Source organism: uncultured Arcobacter sp., assembly GCF_937982575.1.
Lineage (GTDB): Bacteria > Campylobacterota > Campylobacteria > Campylobacterales > Arcobacteraceae > Arcobacter.
Genome location: NZ_CALJLR010000015.1, coordinates 102,112 through 123,695 on the forward strand (window position 1 = coordinate 102,112; position 21,584 = coordinate 123,695).

General features: G+C 26.8%; 19 protein-coding genes. 5 read left to right on the plus strand and 14 right to left on the minus strand.

Features of this window, described 5'->3' with window-relative positions:
• Positions 1–51: 51 nt before the first annotated feature.
• Positions 52–1,932, minus strand: coding sequence for a 7TM diverse intracellular signaling domain-containing protein (locus Q0617_RS10385; RefSeq protein WP_298753182.1), 1,881 nt, complete (start codon positions 1,930–1,932; stop codon positions 52–54).
• A gap of 90 nt (positions 1,933–2,022) precedes the next feature.
• On the opposite strand from Q0617_RS10385, the gene Q0617_RS10390 reads away from it, so the two are divergent.
• The 3 genes from Q0617_RS10390 (at position 2,023) to Q0617_RS10400 (ending at position 4,702) form a co-directional block, all read left to right on the plus strand.
• Entirely contained in the window at positions 2,023–2,712 is a 690-nt protein-coding gene (locus Q0617_RS10390) for a response regulator (protein WP_298753184.1), read from the plus strand.
• Positions 2,713–2,919: 207 nt separating this feature from the next.
• Entirely contained in the window at positions 2,920–4,101 is a 1,182-nt protein-coding gene (locus Q0617_RS10395; protein ID WP_298753186.1) for a site-specific integrase, read from the plus strand.
• Positions 4,102–4,111: 10 nt separating this feature from the next.
• Complete coding sequence (locus Q0617_RS10400; protein ID WP_298753187.1) at positions 4,112–4,702, plus strand: hypothetical protein; 591 nt, start codon at positions 4,112–4,114, stop codon at positions 4,700–4,702.
• Between the two features lie 21 nt (positions 4,703–4,723).
• On the opposite strand, the gene Q0617_RS10405 is transcribed toward Q0617_RS10400, so the two are convergent.
• The 10 genes from Q0617_RS10405 to Q0617_RS10450 form a co-directional block, all read right to left on the minus strand.
• Positions 4,724–7,858: a type I restriction endonuclease subunit R gene (locus Q0617_RS10405; RefSeq protein WP_298753188.1), complete on the minus strand. Its 3,135-nt coding sequence runs from the start codon at positions 7,856–7,858 to the stop codon at positions 4,724–4,726.
• Complete coding sequence (locus Q0617_RS10410) at positions 7,845–9,083, minus strand: AAA family ATPase (RefSeq protein WP_298753190.1); 1,239 nt, start codon at positions 9,081–9,083, stop codon at positions 7,845–7,847. Before Q0617_RS10410 ends, Q0617_RS10405 begins: the two co-directional genes overlap by 14 nt.
• Before the next feature lies 1 nt (position 9,084).
• Positions 9,085–11,244 carry a type I restriction-modification system subunit M gene (locus Q0617_RS10415; protein ID WP_298753191.1) on the minus strand — a complete coding sequence of 720 codons (2,160 nt, stop codon included), beginning with the start codon at positions 11,242–11,244 and terminating at the stop codon, positions 9,085–9,087.
• A 224-nt stretch (positions 11,245–11,468) separates the two neighbouring features.
• Complete coding sequence (locus Q0617_RS10420; RefSeq protein ID WP_298753192.1) at positions 11,469–12,926, minus strand: hypothetical protein; 1,458 nt, start codon at positions 12,924–12,926, stop codon at positions 11,469–11,471.
• 86 nt (positions 12,927–13,012) lie between these two features.
• Entirely contained in the window at positions 13,013–13,765 is a 753-nt protein-coding gene (locus Q0617_RS10425; RefSeq protein ID WP_298753194.1) for a phage replisome organizer N-terminal domain-containing protein, read from the minus strand.
• 3 nt (positions 13,766–13,768) lie between these two features.
• On the minus strand, positions 13,769–14,041 hold the full coding sequence (locus tag Q0617_RS10430) for a helix-turn-helix domain-containing protein (protein ID WP_298753195.1): 273 nt from the start codon (positions 14,039–14,041) through the stop codon (positions 13,769–13,771).
• Positions 14,042–14,449: 408 nt separating this feature from the next.
• Positions 14,450–14,680: a type II toxin-antitoxin system HicA family toxin gene (locus Q0617_RS10435; protein ID WP_298753196.1), complete on the minus strand. Its 231-nt coding sequence runs from the start codon at positions 14,678–14,680 to the stop codon at positions 14,450–14,452.
• Positions 14,680–14,820 carry an alpha-amylase gene (locus tag Q0617_RS10440; RefSeq protein WP_298753197.1) on the minus strand — a complete coding sequence of 47 codons (141 nt, stop codon included), beginning with the start codon at positions 14,818–14,820 and terminating at the stop codon, positions 14,680–14,682. The genes Q0617_RS10435 and Q0617_RS10440 overlap by 1 nt, the downstream gene beginning before the upstream one ends.
• Positions 14,821–14,913: 93 nt before the next feature.
• Positions 14,914–16,791 carry a hypothetical protein gene (locus tag Q0617_RS10445; protein WP_298753198.1) on the minus strand — a complete coding sequence of 626 codons (1,878 nt, stop codon included), beginning with the start codon at positions 16,789–16,791 and terminating at the stop codon, positions 14,914–14,916.
• 72 nt (positions 16,792–16,863) lie between these two features.
• Positions 16,864–17,643 (minus strand): TIGR02757 family protein, encoded by a 780-nt coding sequence (locus tag Q0617_RS10450; protein WP_298753199.1) that lies wholly within the window; start codon positions 17,641–17,643, stop codon positions 16,864–16,866.
• A 64-nt stretch (positions 17,644–17,707) separates the two neighbouring features.
• Between Q0617_RS10450 and Q0617_RS10455 the strand changes: the two genes are divergently transcribed.
• Positions 17,708–18,532: an SDR family NAD(P)-dependent oxidoreductase gene (locus Q0617_RS10455; protein WP_298753200.1), complete on the plus strand. Its 825-nt coding sequence runs from the start codon at positions 17,708–17,710 to the stop codon at positions 18,530–18,532.
• On the opposite strand, the gene Q0617_RS10460 is transcribed toward Q0617_RS10455, so the two are convergent.
• The 3 genes from Q0617_RS10460 to rsmD are packed head-to-tail and all read right to left on the minus strand — an operon-like array spanning position 18,529 to position 20,479.
• A complete protein-coding gene (locus Q0617_RS10460) occupies positions 18,529–19,080 on the minus strand; it encodes a manganese efflux pump MntP family protein (protein WP_298753201.1) in 552 nt (183 codons plus the stop codon). The two genes, Q0617_RS10455 and Q0617_RS10460, sit on opposite strands and share 4 nt — an antisense overlap.
• Positions 19,081–19,084: 4 nt before the next feature.
• The gene (locus Q0617_RS10465) at positions 19,085–19,885 is read right to left on the minus strand and encodes an ABC transporter permease (RefSeq protein ID WP_298753202.1); all 801 of its coding nucleotides are present in this window, start codon (positions 19,883–19,885) and stop codon (positions 19,085–19,087) included.
• 3 nt (positions 19,886–19,888) lie between these two features.
• Positions 19,889–20,479 carry a 16S rRNA (guanine(966)-N(2))-methyltransferase RsmD gene (gene rsmD / locus Q0617_RS10470; protein WP_298753204.1) on the minus strand — a complete coding sequence of 197 codons (591 nt, stop codon included), beginning with the start codon at positions 20,477–20,479 and terminating at the stop codon, positions 19,889–19,891.
• 206 nt (positions 20,480–20,685) lie between these two features.
• Between rsmD and Q0617_RS10475 the strand changes: the two genes are divergently transcribed.
• Positions 20,686–21,579 carry a hypothetical protein gene (locus Q0617_RS10475; protein WP_298753205.1) on the plus strand — a complete coding sequence of 298 codons (894 nt, stop codon included), beginning with the start codon at positions 20,686–20,688 and terminating at the stop codon, positions 21,577–21,579.
• Positions 21,580–21,584: the final 5 nt, after the last annotated feature.

Here is a 21,584-nt window from a genome sequence, read left to right on the forward strand (position 1 = left end):
CCTTGAATACGGAGAATTTATTTTCTCCTTTCTTATATTCAAGTATTATATTTAGCTATCGTTACTTTCACCGTTACTTTTTTGTATTTTATTTTTAAACCATAAAGAAATATGTGTTCCATGATCAACTACTATTTGAAGATCTCCTTCTAGTTGCTCAGTTGCAAGTGATTCTACCATCATCTCACCAAAGGTTGCATTTGTATTATGAGTTTTTCCAATACCATTATCTGAAACTTCTAGTAAGGTTCCATTATCTACATTATTTAGTGAAATTTTTATGATTCCTCCTTTTGAATCAAAAGCATGCTTGATAGCATTTGTAACTAGTTCATTTACTATAAGACCACAATAAATAGCCTCTTCTGTGTCTAAAAAAGAGTTTATATCAAGTTCAAATGTGATATTTTCTAGCTCGAAACTATCTTTTATATTTTGTAAAACTTTTTCAAAATACTCTTTTGCATCAATATTTACAAGATTTTTTTGATTGTAAAGCATCTGGTGTACGATACTCATAGCATGGATTTTTCTCTCTACATCATAAAGTTTTTCTTGGATATGTTTATCATTGTTATCATTGAGTTTAAGTGCGTAGAGAGAAGTGATAAATTGCATGTTGTTTTTTACTCGATGATGTAGTTCTTTTAGCAGGAGTTCATTTTGTTTTAATTCGTTATTTAACTCTTGAGTTCTGATGTTTACAATTTTTTCTAAACGGTTAGATTCATTTTGTTGTTGTATTAAAAGTGACTTGGTTAAATCGTTTTTTTTCATCTCTAATCTTTTGATACGATACGCTAATGATATAGCAAATAAAATAACCTCTGCCATAATAAGAGTTTCAAAGGTATAAGTAAATACATACTCTTCAGGAATTAGTCCCAAAAATTTGAAAAATAGTGATAACCAAGCTAAAAGAGCAAAACTCCAGCCCAATAAGAAAAATTTTGCTTGAGGATTTTTCTTATATAAAGCATAAAAACCAATCCATAAAAAATAATATGGAGTAACAAACTGAAAAAGAATTACCTGTGGAATAGTAAAAATGTCAAAGATTTGTAAAACAAAATATACAGGAATAATATATATAAGTAGTTTTAAAGAAAAATCAATCTTTTTATAAAGTTTTGTGTTTAAAAAATGTCTGATAAAAAGTGTCATGGTAAAAGTAACAAAAATATTTGCATAAAAAAGATTAAAATTTAAACTTTTTTTAACAAATTCAATATCATCCATAGGAAAAAAATAAAGTCTTATATATATAGAAAATTCGCTTTGTAAAAGTGTAGCAATAAGATATAAAAAGTAATACAAATAGATTTTGTCTTTTGTAAATATGAATAAAAAGATATTATATAAAACAAGAGATAATATCCCACCAAAAAAGAGTGCCCAAATTACTTGTTTAGCTGTATCTTCTTTACTGAACTCTTTTGTTTCATGAAGTATTGGATTGAACCACAAAGAGAGTTTTTCATTTTTTACATGAAGATAGTAATTTTGTGTACTATTTGGCTCAATAGTTGTAGAAACATTAAGCTTAACACTACCATCAAATTTTCCAAGGCGATAAAATCCAGTGGTTTTTTTAGATACTATTTTTTGGTTTTTTATTTCATAAAGCTCAATTTCTTCTAAAAAGATATTTCCGAAACTAATTTTCTTTTCTATCAATTTTGATGTGGGATTATGAAGTTGAAATTTTATCCATACACCTTCAGGAGCTAAAATACAATAATCAACAACTTTTTTATTTGTTGTAATAAATTTATCATTTTTATTTAAAATAGTGTTTATGGTTTCGTGATTGCCAATATCATGGTATATTTTGGAGTTGGGGAGAAGGTCTATATTATTTGGTGTATTGACCAAAATAGTTGCTTGTAAATTTATATATAAAAAAACTAATAAAATAATAGGAATACGCATAAGACTCTTTTTTTCAAAATTCTAACATAAAAAAAGTAATGTTTTTACAATATAACGATAAATATAACGCAGAAGTGATAAAATACTTACATGAAAAAAATCAACATATTAATCATAGAAGATACAACTTTAACTGCACAAAAGATGAAAAGAACATTAGAATGGGCAGGATACCATGTAGTTGCTATTGCAAGTAGAAGTGAAAATGCTTTAGAGGCAATGTTTAAAGAGCATGTTGATATTATCATCGCAGATATCAATATCAAAGGTGAACTAAATGGTATTGAAACAGCAAAACTTATTCAAAAAAACTTCAATGTTCCAGTTATATTTTTAACATCATACCACGATGATACAACACTCTCCGATGCTGCTAGCGTCAATTTCACAGGTTATATAGTAAAACCATATTTGGATGCTCACCTTCTTAGAGAAGTAAAACTAGCTTCTCTTCGTTTTGGACTTAATAATAAAATTGAATCAATTAAACTTGATAATGAATATGTTTATGATGTGCAAAATAAAGTTTTATTGAAAAATAATAAAGAGATAACTCTAACAAAAAAAGAAGAACAATTTTTATATATACTAATACAAAATAAAAACAGTGTAATATCCAATGAATATATAGATTTAACATTATGGCATGAGAATACAACATATGATGAAAATAGAAGACAATTACTTTTTAGACTAAGAAAAAAAGTACCAGAGCTAGATATTCAAACTATAAAAGGTGTAGGTTATACTCTAAAGATAAATACCCCTGATATACAATAAATTTCAGTTATTACTTATTAGATTCCATTAATTTCTCTTGACCAATTCTATATAATATTGGATAAGGATATACCTCTTTATATATTTTGATATATACACCGTAAGATTGTCTATTTAAAGGATTATTTAAAAATATTTTTCATATACTTTGATATATTTATATATAAAAAAGTGTACTTTAAAGTGTACTTATTAAAAGGTGTACCTTTGGAAAAATATATTAGAGTAAAACTAAGTAACTCAAATTGTACTGGTATTTCACTTGCAGTTGACACTAATGATGCTGTAAAAGATATAACATCAGTTATTGAAGCAAATAAATATATTAATGGTAATTATAAACTTCAACTAAGACTTAAAATCAATGGTAAAGCAAGTAAAAAAGTATTTTATTTCAATACAAAAGACATAGGGTTTAAGAAATCAATTGACTTAGTATCTGCATCAAGAGAATCATTAAAGAAAAAACTTGCAACAAAAGGTACACTTAGAGAAAAATATACTGAAAACAATATTGAATCAAATACATTTTTAGAACAAGCAAAATTATACATAAAACAAAAGAGCATATCTCTACGAGAATCATCAATTCAAAATTATTCGACAAATCTATTAACTCATTCAAAAGAACTTCATAATAAGCCTTATAATTCAATTACTGTTTATGATGTGCAAAAGCAAGTAAATAAACTAATAGGTAAAAGACAACCGGCAACAGTAAAACTTTTAGCACTAAATTTAAAAACATTTTTAAAACCACTAAATTTAGACTGGTCTTTACTAGAAATACCTGAAGTTGATAATAAAATTGATTATACCCTTGCATTAGATGATACAAGAACTATAATAAAAGCAATGAGACATTATAGTTTAGTAAATGTAGATGGAAATGAATATTATCAATTTCCTGAAATAAGAAATATTTTTTTATTTCTACTTACTGGTCGAAGAATTTCAGAAGTATTAAATTTAAAATATTCAGATTTAAATCTATCTGCAAAAACATTTAAAATTCCTGCAGGTAGAGCAAAAGGTAAAAAAGAGTTAGTATTTGAATTAGATGATACATTATTAAATGCAATCAAAGAACAAGCAACACTAAATCATATTGAATTAAATGATATTCTTGATATTAAAATTTTTAACTATACAAAAGAAACTCCAAGATGGCATTTCCAAAGACTCTTAAATACACTTGGAAAACCAAGACTTAGATTACATGATATAAGACATATGTTAGCCACTACCCTTCTTCAAAATGAAGTAGCTGTTGCAGATGTAAGTAGAATGCTAGGTCACAGTTCAATACTTGTCACTGAACAAAGGTATGTTACTAAATCTAAAGAACAAGCTTCTAGAGCAGTTAAAGCTTTGGATAGAATTATTTAAGGATATAAATATGTACGATAACGACTATAAATACAATATGAACCTTGAAAGAACAATTCAAGATATCTATACAAAAGCATCAAAGTCAAAATATATGAACTGGTCATGCCCTAAATGTAAAATTAAAGCTGTTGTATTAAAAGATAGTTTTGATTATAAATGTACTGAATGTTTCTATCAAGAAGATAAACAATCAAAGCAGAAAAATATGAAATATAAAAAAGAAATTGATAATAGTATAGAACATATAATTTATACTAAAGAAGTATTTACCAATTTAATATCTCTATTTAAAATTGATACTGACTACACATATTTAACGAATCAGAAAAGTGATGTTGAAATAGATTTCAATAATATATTTAATAGAACTAAATCTATAAATAAAATCATTTGTACAATTAATAGAATAAATATCAATGAACTAAAAAATACAAAGTCAATTTTCATACATTTTATTCTTAAGCCTAAATTATCAATATTCTCAATAAATGAGCCTATGGAAAAGATACATGATATTGTTGGTGATAACTGTGAGATTATTTGGGAAACAACCTCAGAATACATTCAAAATTCTAAGGTTGTTATTTATTATCAGTAAATTTTTTATTATAAAATTAAATTATAATTGTCCACCCACTCCTTTAAACTTCTCAACAAATAAAGCTATTTTTTGAAATACACTTTGTTTTTTAGTTAAATATTGAGGATTTAACGGACTCATTTTAGGTAATATTGAATTTAACTCTGTTCCATTCTCACTTGCATATTCACGCTTAAGTGATGTCATAATATATCTCTTTGTTGCTTCTTCATTTAAGTTTTCTTCAACTATTAATTCATCAGCTTCTTTTTGTTGTTTAGCTTGTGCAAACTTATAAAAATTATCAATAAAATTAGCTCTATCACCTATTTCATCTAAATTAGCTTGGTTAATAAAATCTACTATTAGACTCTCTTTAGCTCGATTATCTACACTTGCACGAAGCATTCTTTTTGCTTCTTCAAGTAATGCTGTTTTATTTTTAATTTTTTTATTATGGTCATGTAGTAATTCCAAAATATAATCAAGATTTATCTCTTGAGATTTTAATAAATCAACTTCAAATACAATATCGTTCCAATCAATATTAGAACTTTCTTTTTCATTAGAAGCTTTTTGAGTTCTTATCCACTCTCGTATATCATTGTAAGTTGATTTATAGTCTTGAATTAAACGCTCTGATGGTATTTTCTCATTTTTCAGATTTTCAAATTTTTCATCATCTAAATAGTGTTTAGATTTAAACTCTTCAACTGCTTGATTATCATCTACATCTAAATCTTGTAATGCTTTTAATGCAGAAAACTCATCATAGTTTTGTAGTACACTCTCAGCTCTTAGGTACTCACCAAAAAGTTTAGCAAACTCTTTTTTATCTTTTTCTCTTTCTATTTCATCAGGATTAGGAAATTTCTGTTCTAATTCTTTAGTAATATCCAAATACCCACGTCTTGCTTCTCCCGATGTTGGATCGGTGAACCCATCCATATATTCATCATAGCTTTTCTCTAAAACAACATTTTTAGTATTGTTATCACCAAAAAGAGTAATCGCTTCAACTGTTGCATCTTCTAAGTTTCTAAAAGTTACTATATTACCAAAGGTTTTTGTAGCATCATATATTCTATTTGTTCTTGAATATGCTTGCATCAATCCATGATACCTAAGATTTTTATCTACAAATAATGTATTTAATGTAGGTGCATCAAAACCTGTTAAAAACATTCCTACAACAATTAGTAAGTCAACCTTTTCTTCTTTTTTAAGTGCAATTCCATTGTTATCTTTACCCTTTACTCTTTTAGCAAGGTCTTTATAGTAATTTTGAAACTCTTTACTTTCAACTCCATAAGTTGTTCCAAACATTATATTATAGTCATGAATAGCCATACTTAAAAATTCTTTTGCACTTGCATCCATTGCAGATGGTTCAAAGTTCTCATCTTCAATTTCTCCAATAGCATTTTGCTCTTCATTTGCAGAATATGAAAATATAGTAGCGATTTTTAAAGGTCTTTCACTTTTCTTTTGTAAGTTTTTAAAAGCTTCATAATATAACATTGCAGCTGCTTTACTACTTACTGCAAACATAGCATTAAAACCATTTGCACCTACTTGTAGTCGATGTGTTTTTGAGTTAAAATTATTTAAAATATACTGAGTTATTTCATTTATTCTTACAGGATGTAAAAATGATTGCTTAGTTTCAAAACTATTTAGTTTTTGTTCATCTTGTTCATTTTCAAGAGTTTTAAACTGTGGTCTTACATCATTATAATCTACTTTAAACTTTAAAACTTTTTCATCTCGTATAGCATCAGTAATTACATAAGAATGTAATTCTCTTCCAAATACACTTGCAGTGCTTTCACTTCCTAAAGCATTTTTCCCTGCAATAATAGGTGTTCCTGTAAATCCAAATTGATAAAACTTTTTAAATTTCTTCTTTAAGTTCTTTTGAGCTTCCCCAAATTGACTTCTATGGGCTTCATCAAAGATAAACACAACTTGTTTATTATAAATCTCCAAATCACTTTCACTCTTTATAAGATTGTTAAGTTTTTGAATGGTTGTTACAATTATTTTATTATCTTCTTTATCTATATTTCTTTTTAATCCTGCTGTATTCTCACTTCCGTTTACACTATCAGGTGAAAACCTTTGGTACTCTTTCATTGTTTGATAATCAAGATCTTTTCTATCTACTACAAAAAATACTTTCTCTATAAAGTCAAGCTGTGTTGCTAATCTTGCAGATTTAAAGCTTGTAAGAGTTTTTCCACTCCCTGTAGTATGCCAGATATAACCAAACCCCTCTAAAGAACTCCATTTTTTAGCTTCATAAGCACCTTTAATTTTCCATATTATTCTCTCACTTGCTGCAATTTGATAAGGTCTCATTATAAGTAGTGTATCACTTACATCAAATACACAATAATTGATAAGCATATCAAGTAAAGTCTTTTTTTGTAAAAAAGTTGCAGTAAAATCTTTTAAATCTTTAATGAGTTTATTGTCTTTTTTTGCCCAATTCATAGTAAAATCAAAACTATTTTTATCTCTTTTAGTCGTATTTGCAAAATACCTACTATCTGTACCATTTGAAATAACAAAAATTTGTAAATATTTAAAAAGTGAATTATCACTATTAAAACTCTCTTTTGAGTATCTATGTACTTGATTGAAAGCTTCTCTTATGGCAACTCCTCTTTTTTTAAGTTCTATTTGAACTAAAGGCAAACCATTTACTAAAATAGTTACATCATATCTATTTGCTTGAGTTCCTTTTTGAGCAAATTGTTTTATTACTTGGACTTTATTTCTTGCTATGCTTGACTTATCTAGTAAATATATATTTTTAATACGCCCATCATCAAATACAAAATCATAAATATAATCATCATGTATTTTACGAGTTTTATCTATACTATTATCACTTGGGTTATCTAAATATTCCTCTACAAAACGATTCCATTCATTATTAGAGAATTCCATTTTATTAAGTTCTTGTAGCTGTTCTCTTACGTTTACTAACATTTTATCAGGACTATTTAGTTCAGGTAAGAAAGCATAACCTTGGTTCGATAAATCACTTATTAATTCATTTTCTAAGTCAGCTTCATTTTGATAAGAGCTACCCTCTTGATCTATTTTAGTATATTTATCTAAAACGATAAAGTTGTTTGATTCTGCTATTATTTTATGCTGTGTCATTTGATTCACTTTGATCTAAAAATTTATATTCAGTTTTTAAAAATTCAATTAATTCAATCAACTTCTCTTTATCGTTCTCTTGAACTTCACTAATCTCTTCACCAGCATGTGCAGAATGACTAGAAAGATTTAAAATACGGTTAGCAAAAGGGTCATTTTCAGGTAGTAATTTTTCCCATTTAGGATACCCTAAAAAAGTAGCAGTTTTTTCTAAAATATTTCTCATAAAGCTAATATGATACTTTTTTATTTGATTATCACTAATAGCTTTCTTGATCTCTGAAAGAAGTTCCAGATGATATGAAAAAGGAGTTTTCCTACCAAGTATGGTTAAACTAAATTTACCATCGCTGTGTTTATTAAAACGGTACTTTATAGATTTATCTTCTTTATAAATCCACTTTTCTATTCCTTCATTAGTTTCACCTTCGACATAATGTTCGTTACGTATACCATTATTAAGTTCATTTGATATTACATTATAAAATAATGGATTGTGCGTTGTTATTATAAATTTAAGATTTGACCTACTGTTTTTAACCAATTTTGAAATATTAACTGCTAACTCTATGAGATGATTGTCATCTAATGAACTTACTGGATCATCTATGAATACATATTCTAACTGATTAAATATATCTGTTGAACGATTAGTTATATCCGTTTCATTTAATGTCTCAATTACCTCTTCTAGTAAACTATAATATACACACCATATAAAATTACTTTCTTCTGCTTTAGAAACTTTAATATTTGGCAAACCTTGGTCATCACCACTTGTTATTGAAAATGTTACCTCTGAATATGCCTTAATAACAATATCTTCTCCATTTTTATCTTGAGCAGTATACTCTTCATTAAAAAAAGGTGTTATAGAATCGCTGGTAAAATGCTGAAAATTGGTTACGATATTATTATCTAACCCTTGGTCTTTCAAAAATTTCAATGCCAATTTTGTAAAATTGTTAGGGCGTATTATCAGCTTTCGATTGGTATCTGCATCTAAATCATTGTCCCAATAAAAAAGGTCTTCGGTAAAAGCATTGTAATACATTACTTTCATACCTGATTCTTCTTGTTCAGCCTCTGTATCTTTTGGATCAACTAATAATCTAAATTTACGTGATAAACGTGTTTTACCAGTACCATTAAAAGCATAGATTAGTTGTACTTTTTTTTGAGAGTCTTTAAGGTCTTGAGCAATTTCTTCTAGTATCTTTCCCATTTTATACCTTTATATCTTTTTTAGGGAAAAGTGAACTACCATAATGGCTATATTGTTTATTCCTTATATCCAATTCTTTTTTTAGTTCTTTACTTAATTTATCAGTCAGTTCCATGAATTTATCTAAAATCTCAACAATTTTAATTTGAATATCTATATCTGGAATAGGAATTGACTTATTTGAGAAATTTCTAATCCATTGTCGTTTATGGTCACCTTCAGTCAAATCACTTGGTAGGGTATTTAACCAATAGTAAACATATTTTAATGAAACTTTTGATGCATTTTTTGATGTAATCATTTTCATCGCTGACGATTTAGCCTTAAAGTCAAAATCAACCCATTTATTTGCTGTTGTAAAATCATCAAAAATAATTACAGGATTTTCTGACGCTTTATATATTCCATCTATTTCATCTGTATAGCCAAGAATAAAAGTTTTACCAGCTGTTAAAACAGGGGTTTTAAACTTGTCATTATAATTTGTTGATGTAACAAGATATTTAGTCGGCTGTTCATATTCTGCTATATCTCCTAATTTTTCCCATATAACTTCCTCATCTTGAAGTAGTTTTTCTATTAATGCAGTATTATTATCAATATTTCCTATTTTTAAAGTTATCTTATTTATTTCATTTCTTAACCTATCTATATTTAAAACTGTTTCTTGAATTTCAAGATTTAATTTAGCTATGTCTATTTTTTTATTTGTATCTTTTGCTTTTACATATGAACTAACAGATAGATTATAATCTTTCTCAGATATTAATTGCATGTCAACATTTGTAGTTAAATATTCAATTTCTTCTTTAGATTCAAACATTCCAAGTATCTGTTGAATATGACCTAGACTATTGAGGTTTTCATTATCTGTTAATATATTGTTGTTGATTTCTTTTTTAAAAAGACCACTTGCATCTATAAACTGTGTCTTTGTGTCTTTTTTATTTTTTGCCAATACTAAAATATTTACAGCTATGGGTGTTCCAAAAAATAGATTGGGTGCAAGGGATATAATACTCTCAATATAGTTTCCATCTATAAGATATTTTCTTATTTTTTGCTCTGTTCCAGCTCTATGAAAAATACCAGGGAAGCAAACAATTGCAGCTTTTCCCTTAGGAGATAAATAGTTAAGACAATGTAATACAAAAGCAAAATCAGCTTTAGACTTAGGTGCTAAAACACCAGCTGGTGCATATCTATCGTCATTGATTAATGTTGGGTCATCACTTCCAATCCATTTAACAGAATATGGAGGATTAGACACGATAGCATCAAAAGGCTTATCATCCATAAAATATGGATTTGTTAATGTATTTCCAAGAGCTATATTAAACTTATCATAGTTTATGTTATGTAAAAACATATTCATACGTGCAAGGTTATAAGTAGTGTGATTTATCTCTTGTCCAAAAAAACCATCTTCTACAATATGATTCTTAAACTGTTTTTTTGCCTGAAGTAATAATGAACCAGAACCTGCAGCAGGATCATAAATCTTATTTATTGTATCTTGACTATGCATTGCAAGTTTTGATAAAAGTTTTGACACACTCTGAGGTGTAAAAAATTCCCCACCAGACTTACCTGCATTAGCTGCATAATTTGAGATAAGGAATTCATAAGCATCTCCAAATAAATCTATCTCTCTATCATCATAATCTTCATGTTTTAATCTATTCACACCTTTTAGAACTGAACAAAGTCTACTATTTTTTTCAGCTACTGTATTCCCCAGTCTATTACTTGTTGTATCAAAATCAGTAAATAACCCTTTTATATCGTCTTCAGAGTCATATCCATTAGCAGAATTTTCTAGGCTCATAAATATATCTTTTAAATCAGTATTTAAGTCAGAATTTTTATCACAATTATTTACAATATTTACAAAAAGTTGACTAGGATAAATAAAGTAACCTTTTGTTTTAATAGCATCATCCTTAATTTCTGGTGTAATTACATCATCAGGAAGGTTTGCATAATCAATACTCTCATCACCACCCTCAATATAGCTTGTAAAGTTTTCACTAATAAATCTATAAAATAAGGTACCCAATACATATTGTTTAAAGTCCCATCCATCAACAGAGCCTCTTACATCATTTGCTATCTGCCATATTTGGCGCTGTAATACTGCTCGTTGTTGTGTACTTGTCATTGTTATAATTCCTTATTATTTTTAAGTATGTTATTTTACTAGATATTGTCTAATATCCTGATGTTATCTAAAAATATTTTTTGGTTTCATAAATTCACTCCTCTAAAACTCACCTCTATTTATGTTACACTTACTAATCTTCTACTATAGTAAATATAAACCTTCATCATTTTTTAGTGTTTTCTTTTTAGTGAAAATTGATAATAGCTCTTTTACTACTAAAATCATAGTTTACTCTTTCTACTAGTTTTATTATCTTTTATTTCTAAAACTTGTTTAACACTGTTTTCAATATCTAATAATGTATCATCACAATTTAAATAATCAGATAATCTTGTTAATAGACTATCCATGCGTTTGTGTTCATCCTGCATATTGTTTAGTACCTCTAACTTTTCAGTTAATAATTTATTTTTTGCTTTATATAATAATAATTCATTTCTCAAAGTTTGAACATCAGCATTTAAAAGTTGATTTAGACCTAAAAAGCTTTGTGATTGTTTTTCCTTTAAATCTAACTCTTTATATTTTTCAACTAAATCATTATAGTTTCGTTGTAATTTATGATAAGTTTCTTTGGTAACATAATTTTTTTCAATATCAGATTGTTTTTGTTTTATACTTTCATTTTCTTTTTCTAGTTTTTTATTAATTCTTAATAAGTCTCTAGGGTGGTTTAGTCCATTAACTTCATCTTTAAAGTCGTTATATTGTCTTATTTGTTCATTATAAAAATCAAAATATTTTCGAATAATATTTTCATCGAGTGTTTTTATACCAAATTTCTTTTTAGTTGCTTCCTCAATAATTTCATCAGTTGGATAAACTTTAGTACCTTTTTTTTGTAGCAACGGTTTTTCATTATCAATCTCCGTTAGCTCATTTTCTAAATTGTCTTTTTTTAATTTTAAATCTTTTATAATATTTCTTTTTTCTCGAATAATGTTATCAATCTCATCAAGTTCTTCTTTTAACTGCTTTTTATCTTCAACCTCATTTTTTAAAATCTTTTTTCTTGATTGTAAAGTTTTAATTTTTTTTTGAAGTTGTGTCAGTTCTTTTTGATGCATCTGTCGAACAGACATATGTTTTGTTAGAGATTTTCTATCACCCCGCTCTAAACCTATTTCTTTGAAAACATCTGCTACTACATCTTGAAATTCGTTTAATCGCTTTGACAACTTTATATTATAAAAGCCACTCTCACCTGAACTTGTATGATTAGAAAAAGAAAAATGAAGATGTGGTGTTTTCTCATCATAGTGAATCACGTATGAAAATAGTTCTAATTTGTTCCCTAAAATATCATTTATCTTTTCCTGAATTTTAGGTATAGATTCATTGAAACATTTTTCTAGTTCTTTTTTTGAAACTTGTCCTTTTTTTAACCAACTATTAACTATCGGACTCAAAGTTATTACTCCAATTAACAGATCACTTTGTTTACCTTTTTGCAAGTTTCTTCCATGCTTTTGTTTATACAACTGGTTATATTCAGAATATGATTTTTTAATACAACCTTTAACCTCATGTGGATTAAAGTTAAAATATAAATTATCCCATTTATTGTGAAACATATCATCACGAAGATAGTTTGGTTTGCTTAATCGAAAATCATGATTAACATTTCCTATTGCAGATGAAGAAGTTTGAAATCTGATTTGAACTTTTTTCTTTTGCAAACAAATCCTTCTTTTGGGGTTTTTTAAGGGGGGCGACGTACCCCTTGAACTTAATAATCTTTCACTTTAGTGAGAGGTTAGTAAGTTTATTTCTCTGATAATTGAGTCAAGAGATAATCTCTATTAGCATAAAGGTAATCCCACACATTAAATGCTTGTTCTTTATTCAAATCTTTTTTTATTGTAGTATTGTGTAGATATCCATTCTCTTTTAATTGAAGAACTGTTCCTTCTATAAAACTTAAGCTCATGGGATTGGGATAAGGTACTTTAAATTTAAATTTTCCAGAGTGTAGTTTAATAAATTCATTTTTAAAATCAAAAAATTCTTTTCTATTATTCTCTTCTTTTAACTCTTTCTCTTTATTATTCTCTATTTCTATCTGTCTATCTACATCTAACTCTATCTCTAGCTCTTCATCTATATCTGTGTTACTATTTATTTCATACTTGTTACATTGTAACGCCCTCTTTTCATCTCTATGTTTTCTTACTCGTTGTGCACTGTCAGTTTCACTACCTATTAAATATTCAACTTCATTCAATCTATAATTATGTTCATCTATTTGTGTCATTAAATTATTTGCAATAAGAAAAGCAATCACAACTTTTACGTTTTCAATATCTTCATCAAGAATTAAAGCTATTTCATCTGCAAATGTATTTTCAACCTCTTCATATTCTATGATGGCTTCACTATTGATACTCAATAACATCATTTTTAGATATATGATTACATAAGTATCTCCACCTGCAATTTTTCTCATCTTCTTAATACGTGCTGTTTGAAAAAAATCTTTCATTAGTTTTAACCAGTAATATCTTTTTGAATTTCCCATCAATTAGTCCTCTATTAAACTTTCTAAATCATTAATATCAATACGAATTGCTTTTCCAATTCTTTTTACTTTTAAAACTTTTGCTTCAATTTTTTTTCGTAAAAATATTTCTGATACATTAAGATGTTCAGCAGATTGAGATACAGTTAATAATTTTGATTTAAAATAATCTTTAGGTAAAGAATTAAAAATTATTTTTTTATTAATCAACTCCAAAATTCTATTTTGTTTTGTCAATAGTTCTTGTAATATTTGTTCATCAACTATGAATTTCATACTTATCCTTTCATATATATATCTATATTATTTGATAAGTAATCATATCATATGTAGAAAATTCAAGTTTTTTTAATTTTCTTTTAAAAAGTCTTATTTTTAGGGGTTTATAGTTTTTACAAGGTTTATTTTTAAGTTTATTTTGAAGAGAATCTTATATAACTTTATAATGAATTCAGAGTAAAAAAAATTTATTTTTTATTTTTTGAGAATTTATTATAAAAAATTTATTTTATTACTAAAAGTAACATTTTTATTAAGACAAAGAAAATTATCTTTGTCTTTTTAAGAGTAAATTTAGTGTATTATCTCAAACCTCTATCTTTTACCCAATCTTCATCTTCCAATCCTCTATCATCAATCCAATCTGAACAATTAATATACTTAAACATTTTATTTCCTTTATTTTTAACTAATTGAGTTAATAAACTCAGCCTTTGAAATACCAATATCTTTTAGTATTCCACCTAGTAATCCAATCTTTACCATTTTCTTTTTATATACAGGAATGGTTAAAGTTTTTTTCTCATCATGAACAAATATTCTATGATTACCTCTATTTTGCCTATCAAATCTATAACCTATAGATTTGACAAACTTTATTAACTCTCTACCTGTTATATTAGATAAAGAAGCCATTATTTACCTTTTGAACCTTTAGTATTATTAGGGTTCATTTGAGCACCTCTATTACCATGCACTTTTGCATTAGCACTGTTTGTACCACTAGTACCTTTGTTTGAATTAGCCTGATTAGCTTTATGATTATTGTTAGACATAATCTTTCCTTTTAGTTTTTTGTGATTTAAAATCACTATGAGAAGATTACAAGAATATGATATTTTTATTTAGGGTGTTAACTCGTACATTTTTTATTTTTTATAAAAATATATTTTAAAAGGTAAAGACTGACTGTTTTGAAAAGACATATTTATATATTTCTTTAAATACTTATTATACTGTTTTAAAGCCTTTTTATCTTTTTCAATATATGCAATATATGCACCTAAAATAAGAACTTCGATTGAGTCTTCATCTTTCTTTTTAGCTTCAATATATCGTTTAAAAAACTCATTTGATATAACTAAAGCTTTATCAAATTGTTTAGATTTAATGTAAAAATATAATTTGTATTTTAATAATTCTATATACTTCTCTTCAATATTTTTTATTAACTTACTATAATTCTCAATATAAGTAGTTGCCTCATCCCGTTTTGTTAAATTTTGTTCAAAACCCAACCAAGTATAAAACTTTAGATAATATGATACTACTATAATCTCATCAGTGTCTGTTTTTGATAAGATTTCCATTCGCTTAACACACATTTCAGCAAGTTCATAATTAACAAAAAACTCTCTATCACAAATATTGATTAAACATTGAATATCTTGAACATTATTTATAAACTGTTTTTTTTCTTCAGAAGACAATAAAAAATACTTTTTAATATCATATTCAATTTGATCAAATTTTTCATAAAAAAACTCATAATGCTCTTTCAACTGCTTAGAAACTAATTCAGCTCTTTTATCTTTATTTTGCAAAAATACATTAAGTTTTATCTGATAAATATCTTCTAAGTATGTTTTTGAAAAGTTCTGATTTGATAATTCAATACCTATATCATTAGAAATTGTTGTAACTATTTCTAAAAAGTTGTTATTTAATACATCTAAGTACTCATAGTTGGTTTTAAATATATCTACTTCGTCATACTTATATACTCTATGTAAATATCTTTGAAGGTTTTCATTATATAACTGAAAATATAAATAAATCAATTGCAAAAGTTTATTTTCTTCAATATCAGATGAGTCTTCAAATGCAAAATACTCTAATAAGTTTTCATATATTGATTGAGAACCTCTAGCAATAATAAAAATACTAATAAGCTTTTCTTTAGTAGGTACTTCCCATCTTTCCGAAATAAATCTAACAAACTCTTTTTTTTCATCTTTTGAGATAGATTCATTACTAAAAACTTTATCAACTAACGAATTGTATGGAATTTCATGTTTTATTTCATCAATTGATAACTTTTTTGTCTCAACTACAAAGGTATAAGCTTTTTGGAATTGAATATTTAAAGTATCATTTACATTTGGCTTAAAGTATCCGACATATCTTATTGGAATACTGCAATACTTTTCAATAGATTTTCTATCAGGTATACTTTTTTTAAACCACTGCTTAATAGTATTTTTTGATTCAAATGCTTTACTTTCACTTTGATTATTATTATCTAATTCATCACATAAACTATCTAAGTTCTTACCATATAAATCTACCCACCAATTCATTATATACTCCATTGGTAATTTAATATTAGGATAATCAGTTATATCAGGTAAATACCAAAATCGACCACCTGACAAACCTTTATCAATTCTCGAATTATAATCATAATCCAAAGAAGATAACCTTTTTGCTAAATATGGGATTACAAGTCTTTTTAATATCACCCAGTTCATCTTTTTTTGAGTAGCACCAAATTTAATTAAATTAAGTTTTTGATATATTGGTATATACAAATTAATTAAATCAATAAAAATATCTACTAGTTGATTGTTCTTTGTATCAAGACTTAATTTTTCTAATATAAGCTCAATGTGTTCTCTATATTTTTCAGCACTCAGTTCTTTATTAAAAAACCTTCTTTTCTCTAATGTTCGTTTTAGTTTTACATCATTCATATCAAAATCAAGTATTTGCATGATTTTAATTAATAATTCTTCAATATTTAACAAATTAATTCTCCAAAACGTACAATAAGTGTACTTTTATTTTCTAAATATTTAACAAACTACCTATTTAATAGATTATATTAACTTTTCTTGACCAATTCTATATAGTGCAAAATCATACTTGATAGGGTCTTCTTTATCAAACTCTTTGAGCTTTGATGTTAGTAAATATGAAGCATATAAGTCACAGGTTTTTCGCTCTATTAGCCCTATTTTATTTGATACATTAAAGGTGTGCGTATCTAGTGGCATAAGTAAATCTTTACTTGATACACCTTGCCATAATCCCATATCCAAGTTATCTTTTCTAACCATCCATCTTAAGTACATAAACCATCTTTTATATGCGGCATTTCCTATTTGTTTTATGTTGTTTTGTTTATCTCTTTTAAAATTTGAACCAAGTAAAAATTTGTAGCCTTGTGAAGTATATGGATTGATTTCATTTATTTTGCATATTATGTTATCTATACCTTCACATATATCATTATTTATTTTGTACTTTTCTATAAATAGTTCATTTAAACTTGTTTGTTTTTTTAGTCTTGATAATGCTATAAAAAACTCTTGGATATCTTTACTGCTTTGAAACCTATAATAAAATCCATCAATGGTTTTTCTAATAATATTTTCATCTTTATCTAAAAGTGAGAAGTCTAAACTATCTAAAAATTTTATTATTAAAGAGGCTTTACCATAGGCAAATAGTGCGCAAATAAGTGAGATATATTCATCATTGTGTCTTTTTGCTATAAATAAGGGATCAGGACGTTCTAGTGTTAATTCACACTCATTATTTCTACAAAGAACTTCATTGTCTAGTAAGTTTTTAAGTTTGATATCTTTTTTGTTCATATAACTCTTTGAAGTAAAATCTTTTTCGTTATAATAGCATCTTAGAAAAAAAGATAGGTTAAAAATGGCAAATATATTAATAACAGGTTGTTCTTCAGGTATTGGATTAGAAACTGCAAAACTTCTCAAAGATAAAGGTTACAAGGTCTATGCAACTGCACGAAAAAAAGAAGATGTGCTTATGTTGCAAGAGTTGGATTTTATCTCTTATAAACTAGATGTAACAAATAGTGTTGAGATAACAGAAGTTTTGGAAAGAATATTAAAGCTTGACAAAGCTTTAGATGCTGTTTTTAATAATGCAGGTTTTGGACAACCTGGAGCTGTAGAAGATTTATCAACGGAAGTTTTAAAAGAGCAGTTTGAAACTAACTTTTTTGGTACCCATGAACTTACATTTCAAGCTATGAAAATCTTTAGAAATCAAGGCTATGGAAAAATAATCCAACACAGTTCTGTACTTGGACTTATCTCTTTAAAATTTAGAGGCGCATACAATGCAAGCAAATATGCCATAGAGGGATTAACAGATACATTTAGGCAAGAGTTACTAAATCACAATGGCATTTTTATCTCTACAATAAATACAGGACCAGTTACTAGTAAATTTAGAGAAAATGCACTTAAGATGTTCAATAAAAATATCAATGCAAAAGATAGCTATTTTAGAAATACATATGAACAAGAATTAAAAAGTAGATTAGAAAGTAAAGAAGATACAACACCTTTTAATCTACCTGCAAGTAGTGTTGCAAAAGTTGTTTTAAAAATCATGAAAGCCAAAAAACCAAAACCTAGATATTATGTGACTATTGCCACTTATCTTTTAGGTTTTGCAAAAAGAGTACTAAGTACTAATTTACTTGATAAGTTATTAAATAAGATTTAAAACAGTGTGTGCTCAACAAGTATCTTGACTCCTATACCTATGAGCACTACTCCTCCAAGTTTTTCAGCTTTATCTTCTAAAAAGCTTCCACCTTTTGAGCCAATGAATACACCTACAAAACTAAATAAAAAGGTAACAAGTCCAATAATTATCATAGAAATGTAAGGATTGAAATCTAATAAATTCAAAGTAAATCCAGCAGCCATAGCATCAATACTTGTGGCAATTGCTAAGATTAGTAAAACCTTATTTGTAATAATACTTATTTCATCTTCTGTATTTTCACCAAAACTCTCATAAAGCATTTTTCCACCAATTAAGCTTAAAAGTAAAAAGGCAACCCAATGGTCAATTGACTCTATTAAACTACCTACTCCTAAACTAGCCATATGACCAATAAAAGGCATCAAAGCTTGAAAAATACCAAAAAACAATGCAGCTTTTAATGCTAACATTTTATCAAACTCTTTTCTTTTTACTCCAAGTCCTATAGAAACAGCAAAGGCATCCATAGCTAAAGCAAATGATAACAGTAAAACTTCAAACACTAAACTAACCTTTTTGTATCTCTTTTGTATTTATTTTACTTTGTAAGAAATCACTTATTTGCATCAAACAAAAAGTAACAATAAATATCATCAAACCAGGGAAGAAACTCACCCACCAAGCAATATCAAGTACTGCTTTTCCATCACTTAAAAGACTTCCCCATGACATCTCAGGAGAATTAACACCAAGACCTAAAAAGGACAATCCAGACTCAGCTAAAATAGCCCCACCTACTCCAAATGTAAAAGAAATAAGAAAAATAGGTGCTAAAAGCGGAGTGAAATATTTAAATATGATTTTTAGGCTACTTACATTGGCAAGTTTTAAAACCTTGATATATGGTTTTGTTCCTATTGAAAAACTTTCACTTCTAATCATTCTTGCCATTCCCATCCAACCCGTTATAGAAATAACTATAATCAATATAATTGAAGAAGCTTGAATATAAGAGACCAAGGCAAGCAGTAAAAAGAAAGTTGGAAAAGTCAAAAACAAATCAATAATTATGGTAATAGTTTTATCAATATTACCCTTTAAATACCCAGCATTTATTCCTATAAAAAGACCTACAAGTGAAGATATACCAGCACTTGCAAAGCCGATTATTAAAGAAGTTTGTCCACCATCTAAAATTCTAGCAAAAATATCTCTTCCTAGTCTATCTGTTCCCATTATATGTTCTAAACTAGGAGCTTGTAATATTTTACTTGGATTTAATTCATAAGGGGAAACACTATAAAGTAGTGGCATAAAAAAAATAATAGCTACAAAAAAAGCTAATATATAAAATGCCACTTTTCCCATGATTTATGCTAACCTAAAATATGTAAGTGTAGTTTTACCAAATTTTTTAGACTTATATTTTTCAAATCTTCCTAATATATCTGGAACATCTACTGTTGAAACATGTTCAAAACATATCATCATGATGTTATCATTTTCTATATCTTTAACTAGTTCAAATGATTTTTCATAAATCTCTTCCATTCCATCTCTATAATCAAATGGAGGATCAATATAAACAATCAACTCTTCACTAGAGTTTTTCAATGAGTTTAATAAAAGTGGTAGCTGTTCAAAAGTATCTCCCAACATTGTTTGACACTTATTTATATCTATTGATTTACAATTATTTACCAAGATATTATATGAGCTTTTATTTAATTCTATAAAATATGATTTTTTAACATCCCTAGAAACTGCCTCTAAACCAATACTTCCACTTCCTGCAAAAGCTTCAATGAATACTTTATCAATAATATCAAATTGAAGAACATTAAAGAATGACTCTTTAACTCTTGCCTTTGAACTTCTTGTAACATCTAAAGATGGAAGTTCTATCTTTTTGCCTTTATATTTTCCTGCGATAATTTGTGTTGTTAATATGTTTTTTTTCATTATACTTCTTAGTTTTTTTGTAATTATAGTCAAAAGTTGTTGAGGGTTCTATTTTGAAAAATAGTATTTTATATAATAACTTTATAAATTATTAATAATGCTTAATTTTAGTTTAAATTATATAAATTTAATACTTAAGCAACTTATTTAATATGAATAAATTACTTAAAATCATGTAAAATATTACTATATTTTAAGGAGCTATTATGTATATCGATACAGATAACAAAAAAACCACTCTTATTTCACCAAACTCAAGCGATATTTATCAGCAAGAAAGAAGTAAACACAATGCTTCAACTAGTAAAAAAGGCTCAGATAGTTTTGAAAACTCTTTGCATGAAGCACAAAGTAAATATCTCAAAAATGACACAAAAAGTGATAATGAAGAAATTACAGATATAAATAAACTTCTAAGTGATATAAAATCAGTCATAAAAAAAAGTTTAACAAAAGAGGAAATAGAAGTATTTAAAGAGATGCTTGAAATAACACAAGAAAAGTTAAGGGATAATAATCCTAATATAAAAGAACTAGAAAATTTAGTTGAAGAACTAGAAAAAAAAGTATCTAAGTTTAAAAAAGATTTAGTAGGAATGTCTGTATTTGAACATGAAGATGTAAAAAAAGAAGAGATGAATTCCACTTTAGATACAAAAATAATTAATGATAAAAGTGATACTAGAACAGAAGAAGAAATAAAAGAAGATATAAAAAAATTATTTGAAGATATTAAATCTGTTATGAGAACAGGAATGACAACAGATGAGATAAAAGCATTAGAAGAACTCATAGCAAAAATTAAAGAAGAAATAAAAAAAGAGAATTATAATAAAAAAGATGTTCAAAAGATGATGGATAGATTAGAAAAAGAAATAGCTTTTTATAAGAAAAAAATCACAGGAGAAGAGATTATTGATGCTGAGTCTATTGATAATAAAGATAGTACTAATAGTTCTATTGGAAATATGACACAAAGACTCGATATGGCTGAAGAAGCTGTTACCGAACTAAAAAGAGGAGCTAAAAAAAATCTTCCAGATCAAATGGAAAACCAATCAGAACTTTTTCAAATAATTATGAAATTCAAAAGCGAATGATTCTT

Coding starts and splice junctions, on each gene's coding strand:
- Q0617_RS10385 (WP_298753182.1), bottom strand. CDS start 1,932: ATGCGTATTCCTATTATTTTATTAGTTTTTTTATATATAAATTTACAA.
- Q0617_RS10390 (WP_298753184.1), top strand. CDS start 2,023: ATGAAAAAAATCAACATATTAATCATAGAAGATACAACTTTAACTGCA.
- Q0617_RS10400 (WP_298753187.1), top strand. CDS start 4,112: ATGTACGATAACGACTATAAATACAATATGAACCTTGAAAGAACAATT.
- Q0617_RS10405 (WP_298753188.1), bottom strand. CDS start 7,858: ATGACACAGCATAAAATAATAGCAGAATCAAACAACTTTATCGTTTTA.
- Q0617_RS10410 (WP_298753190.1), bottom strand. CDS start 9,083: ATGGGAAAGATACTAGAAGAAATTGCTCAAGACCTTAAAGACTCTCAA.
- Q0617_RS10415 (WP_298753191.1), bottom strand. CDS start 11,244: ATGACAAGTACACAACAACGAGCAGTATTACAGCGCCAAATATGGCAG.
- Q0617_RS10425 (WP_298753194.1), bottom strand. CDS start 13,765: ATGGGAAATTCAAAAAGATATTACTGGTTAAAACTAATGAAAGATTTT.
- Q0617_RS10430 (WP_298753195.1), bottom strand. CDS start 14,041: ATGAAATTCATAGTTGATGAACAAATATTACAAGAACTATTGACAAAA.
- Q0617_RS10435 (WP_298753196.1), bottom strand. CDS start 14,680: ATGGCTTCTTTATCTAATATAACAGGTAGAGAGTTAATAAAGTTTGTC.
- Q0617_RS10440 (WP_298753197.1), bottom strand. CDS start 14,820: ATGTCTAACAATAATCATAAAGCTAATCAGGCTAATTCAAACAAAGGT.
- Q0617_RS10450 (WP_298753199.1), bottom strand. CDS start 17,643: ATGAACAAAAAAGATATCAAACTTAAAAACTTACTAGACAATGAAGTT.
- Q0617_RS10455 (WP_298753200.1), top strand. CDS start 17,708: ATGGCAAATATATTAATAACAGGTTGTTCTTCAGGTATTGGATTAGAA.
- Q0617_RS10465 (WP_298753202.1), bottom strand. CDS start 19,885: ATGGGAAAAGTGGCATTTTATATATTAGCTTTTTTTGTAGCTATTATT.
- rsmD (WP_298753204.1), bottom strand. CDS start 20,479: ATGAAAAAAAACATATTAACAACACAAATTATCGCAGGAAAATATAAA.
- Q0617_RS10475 (WP_298753205.1), top strand. CDS start 20,686: ATGTATATCGATACAGATAACAAAAAAACCACTCTTATTTCACCAAAC.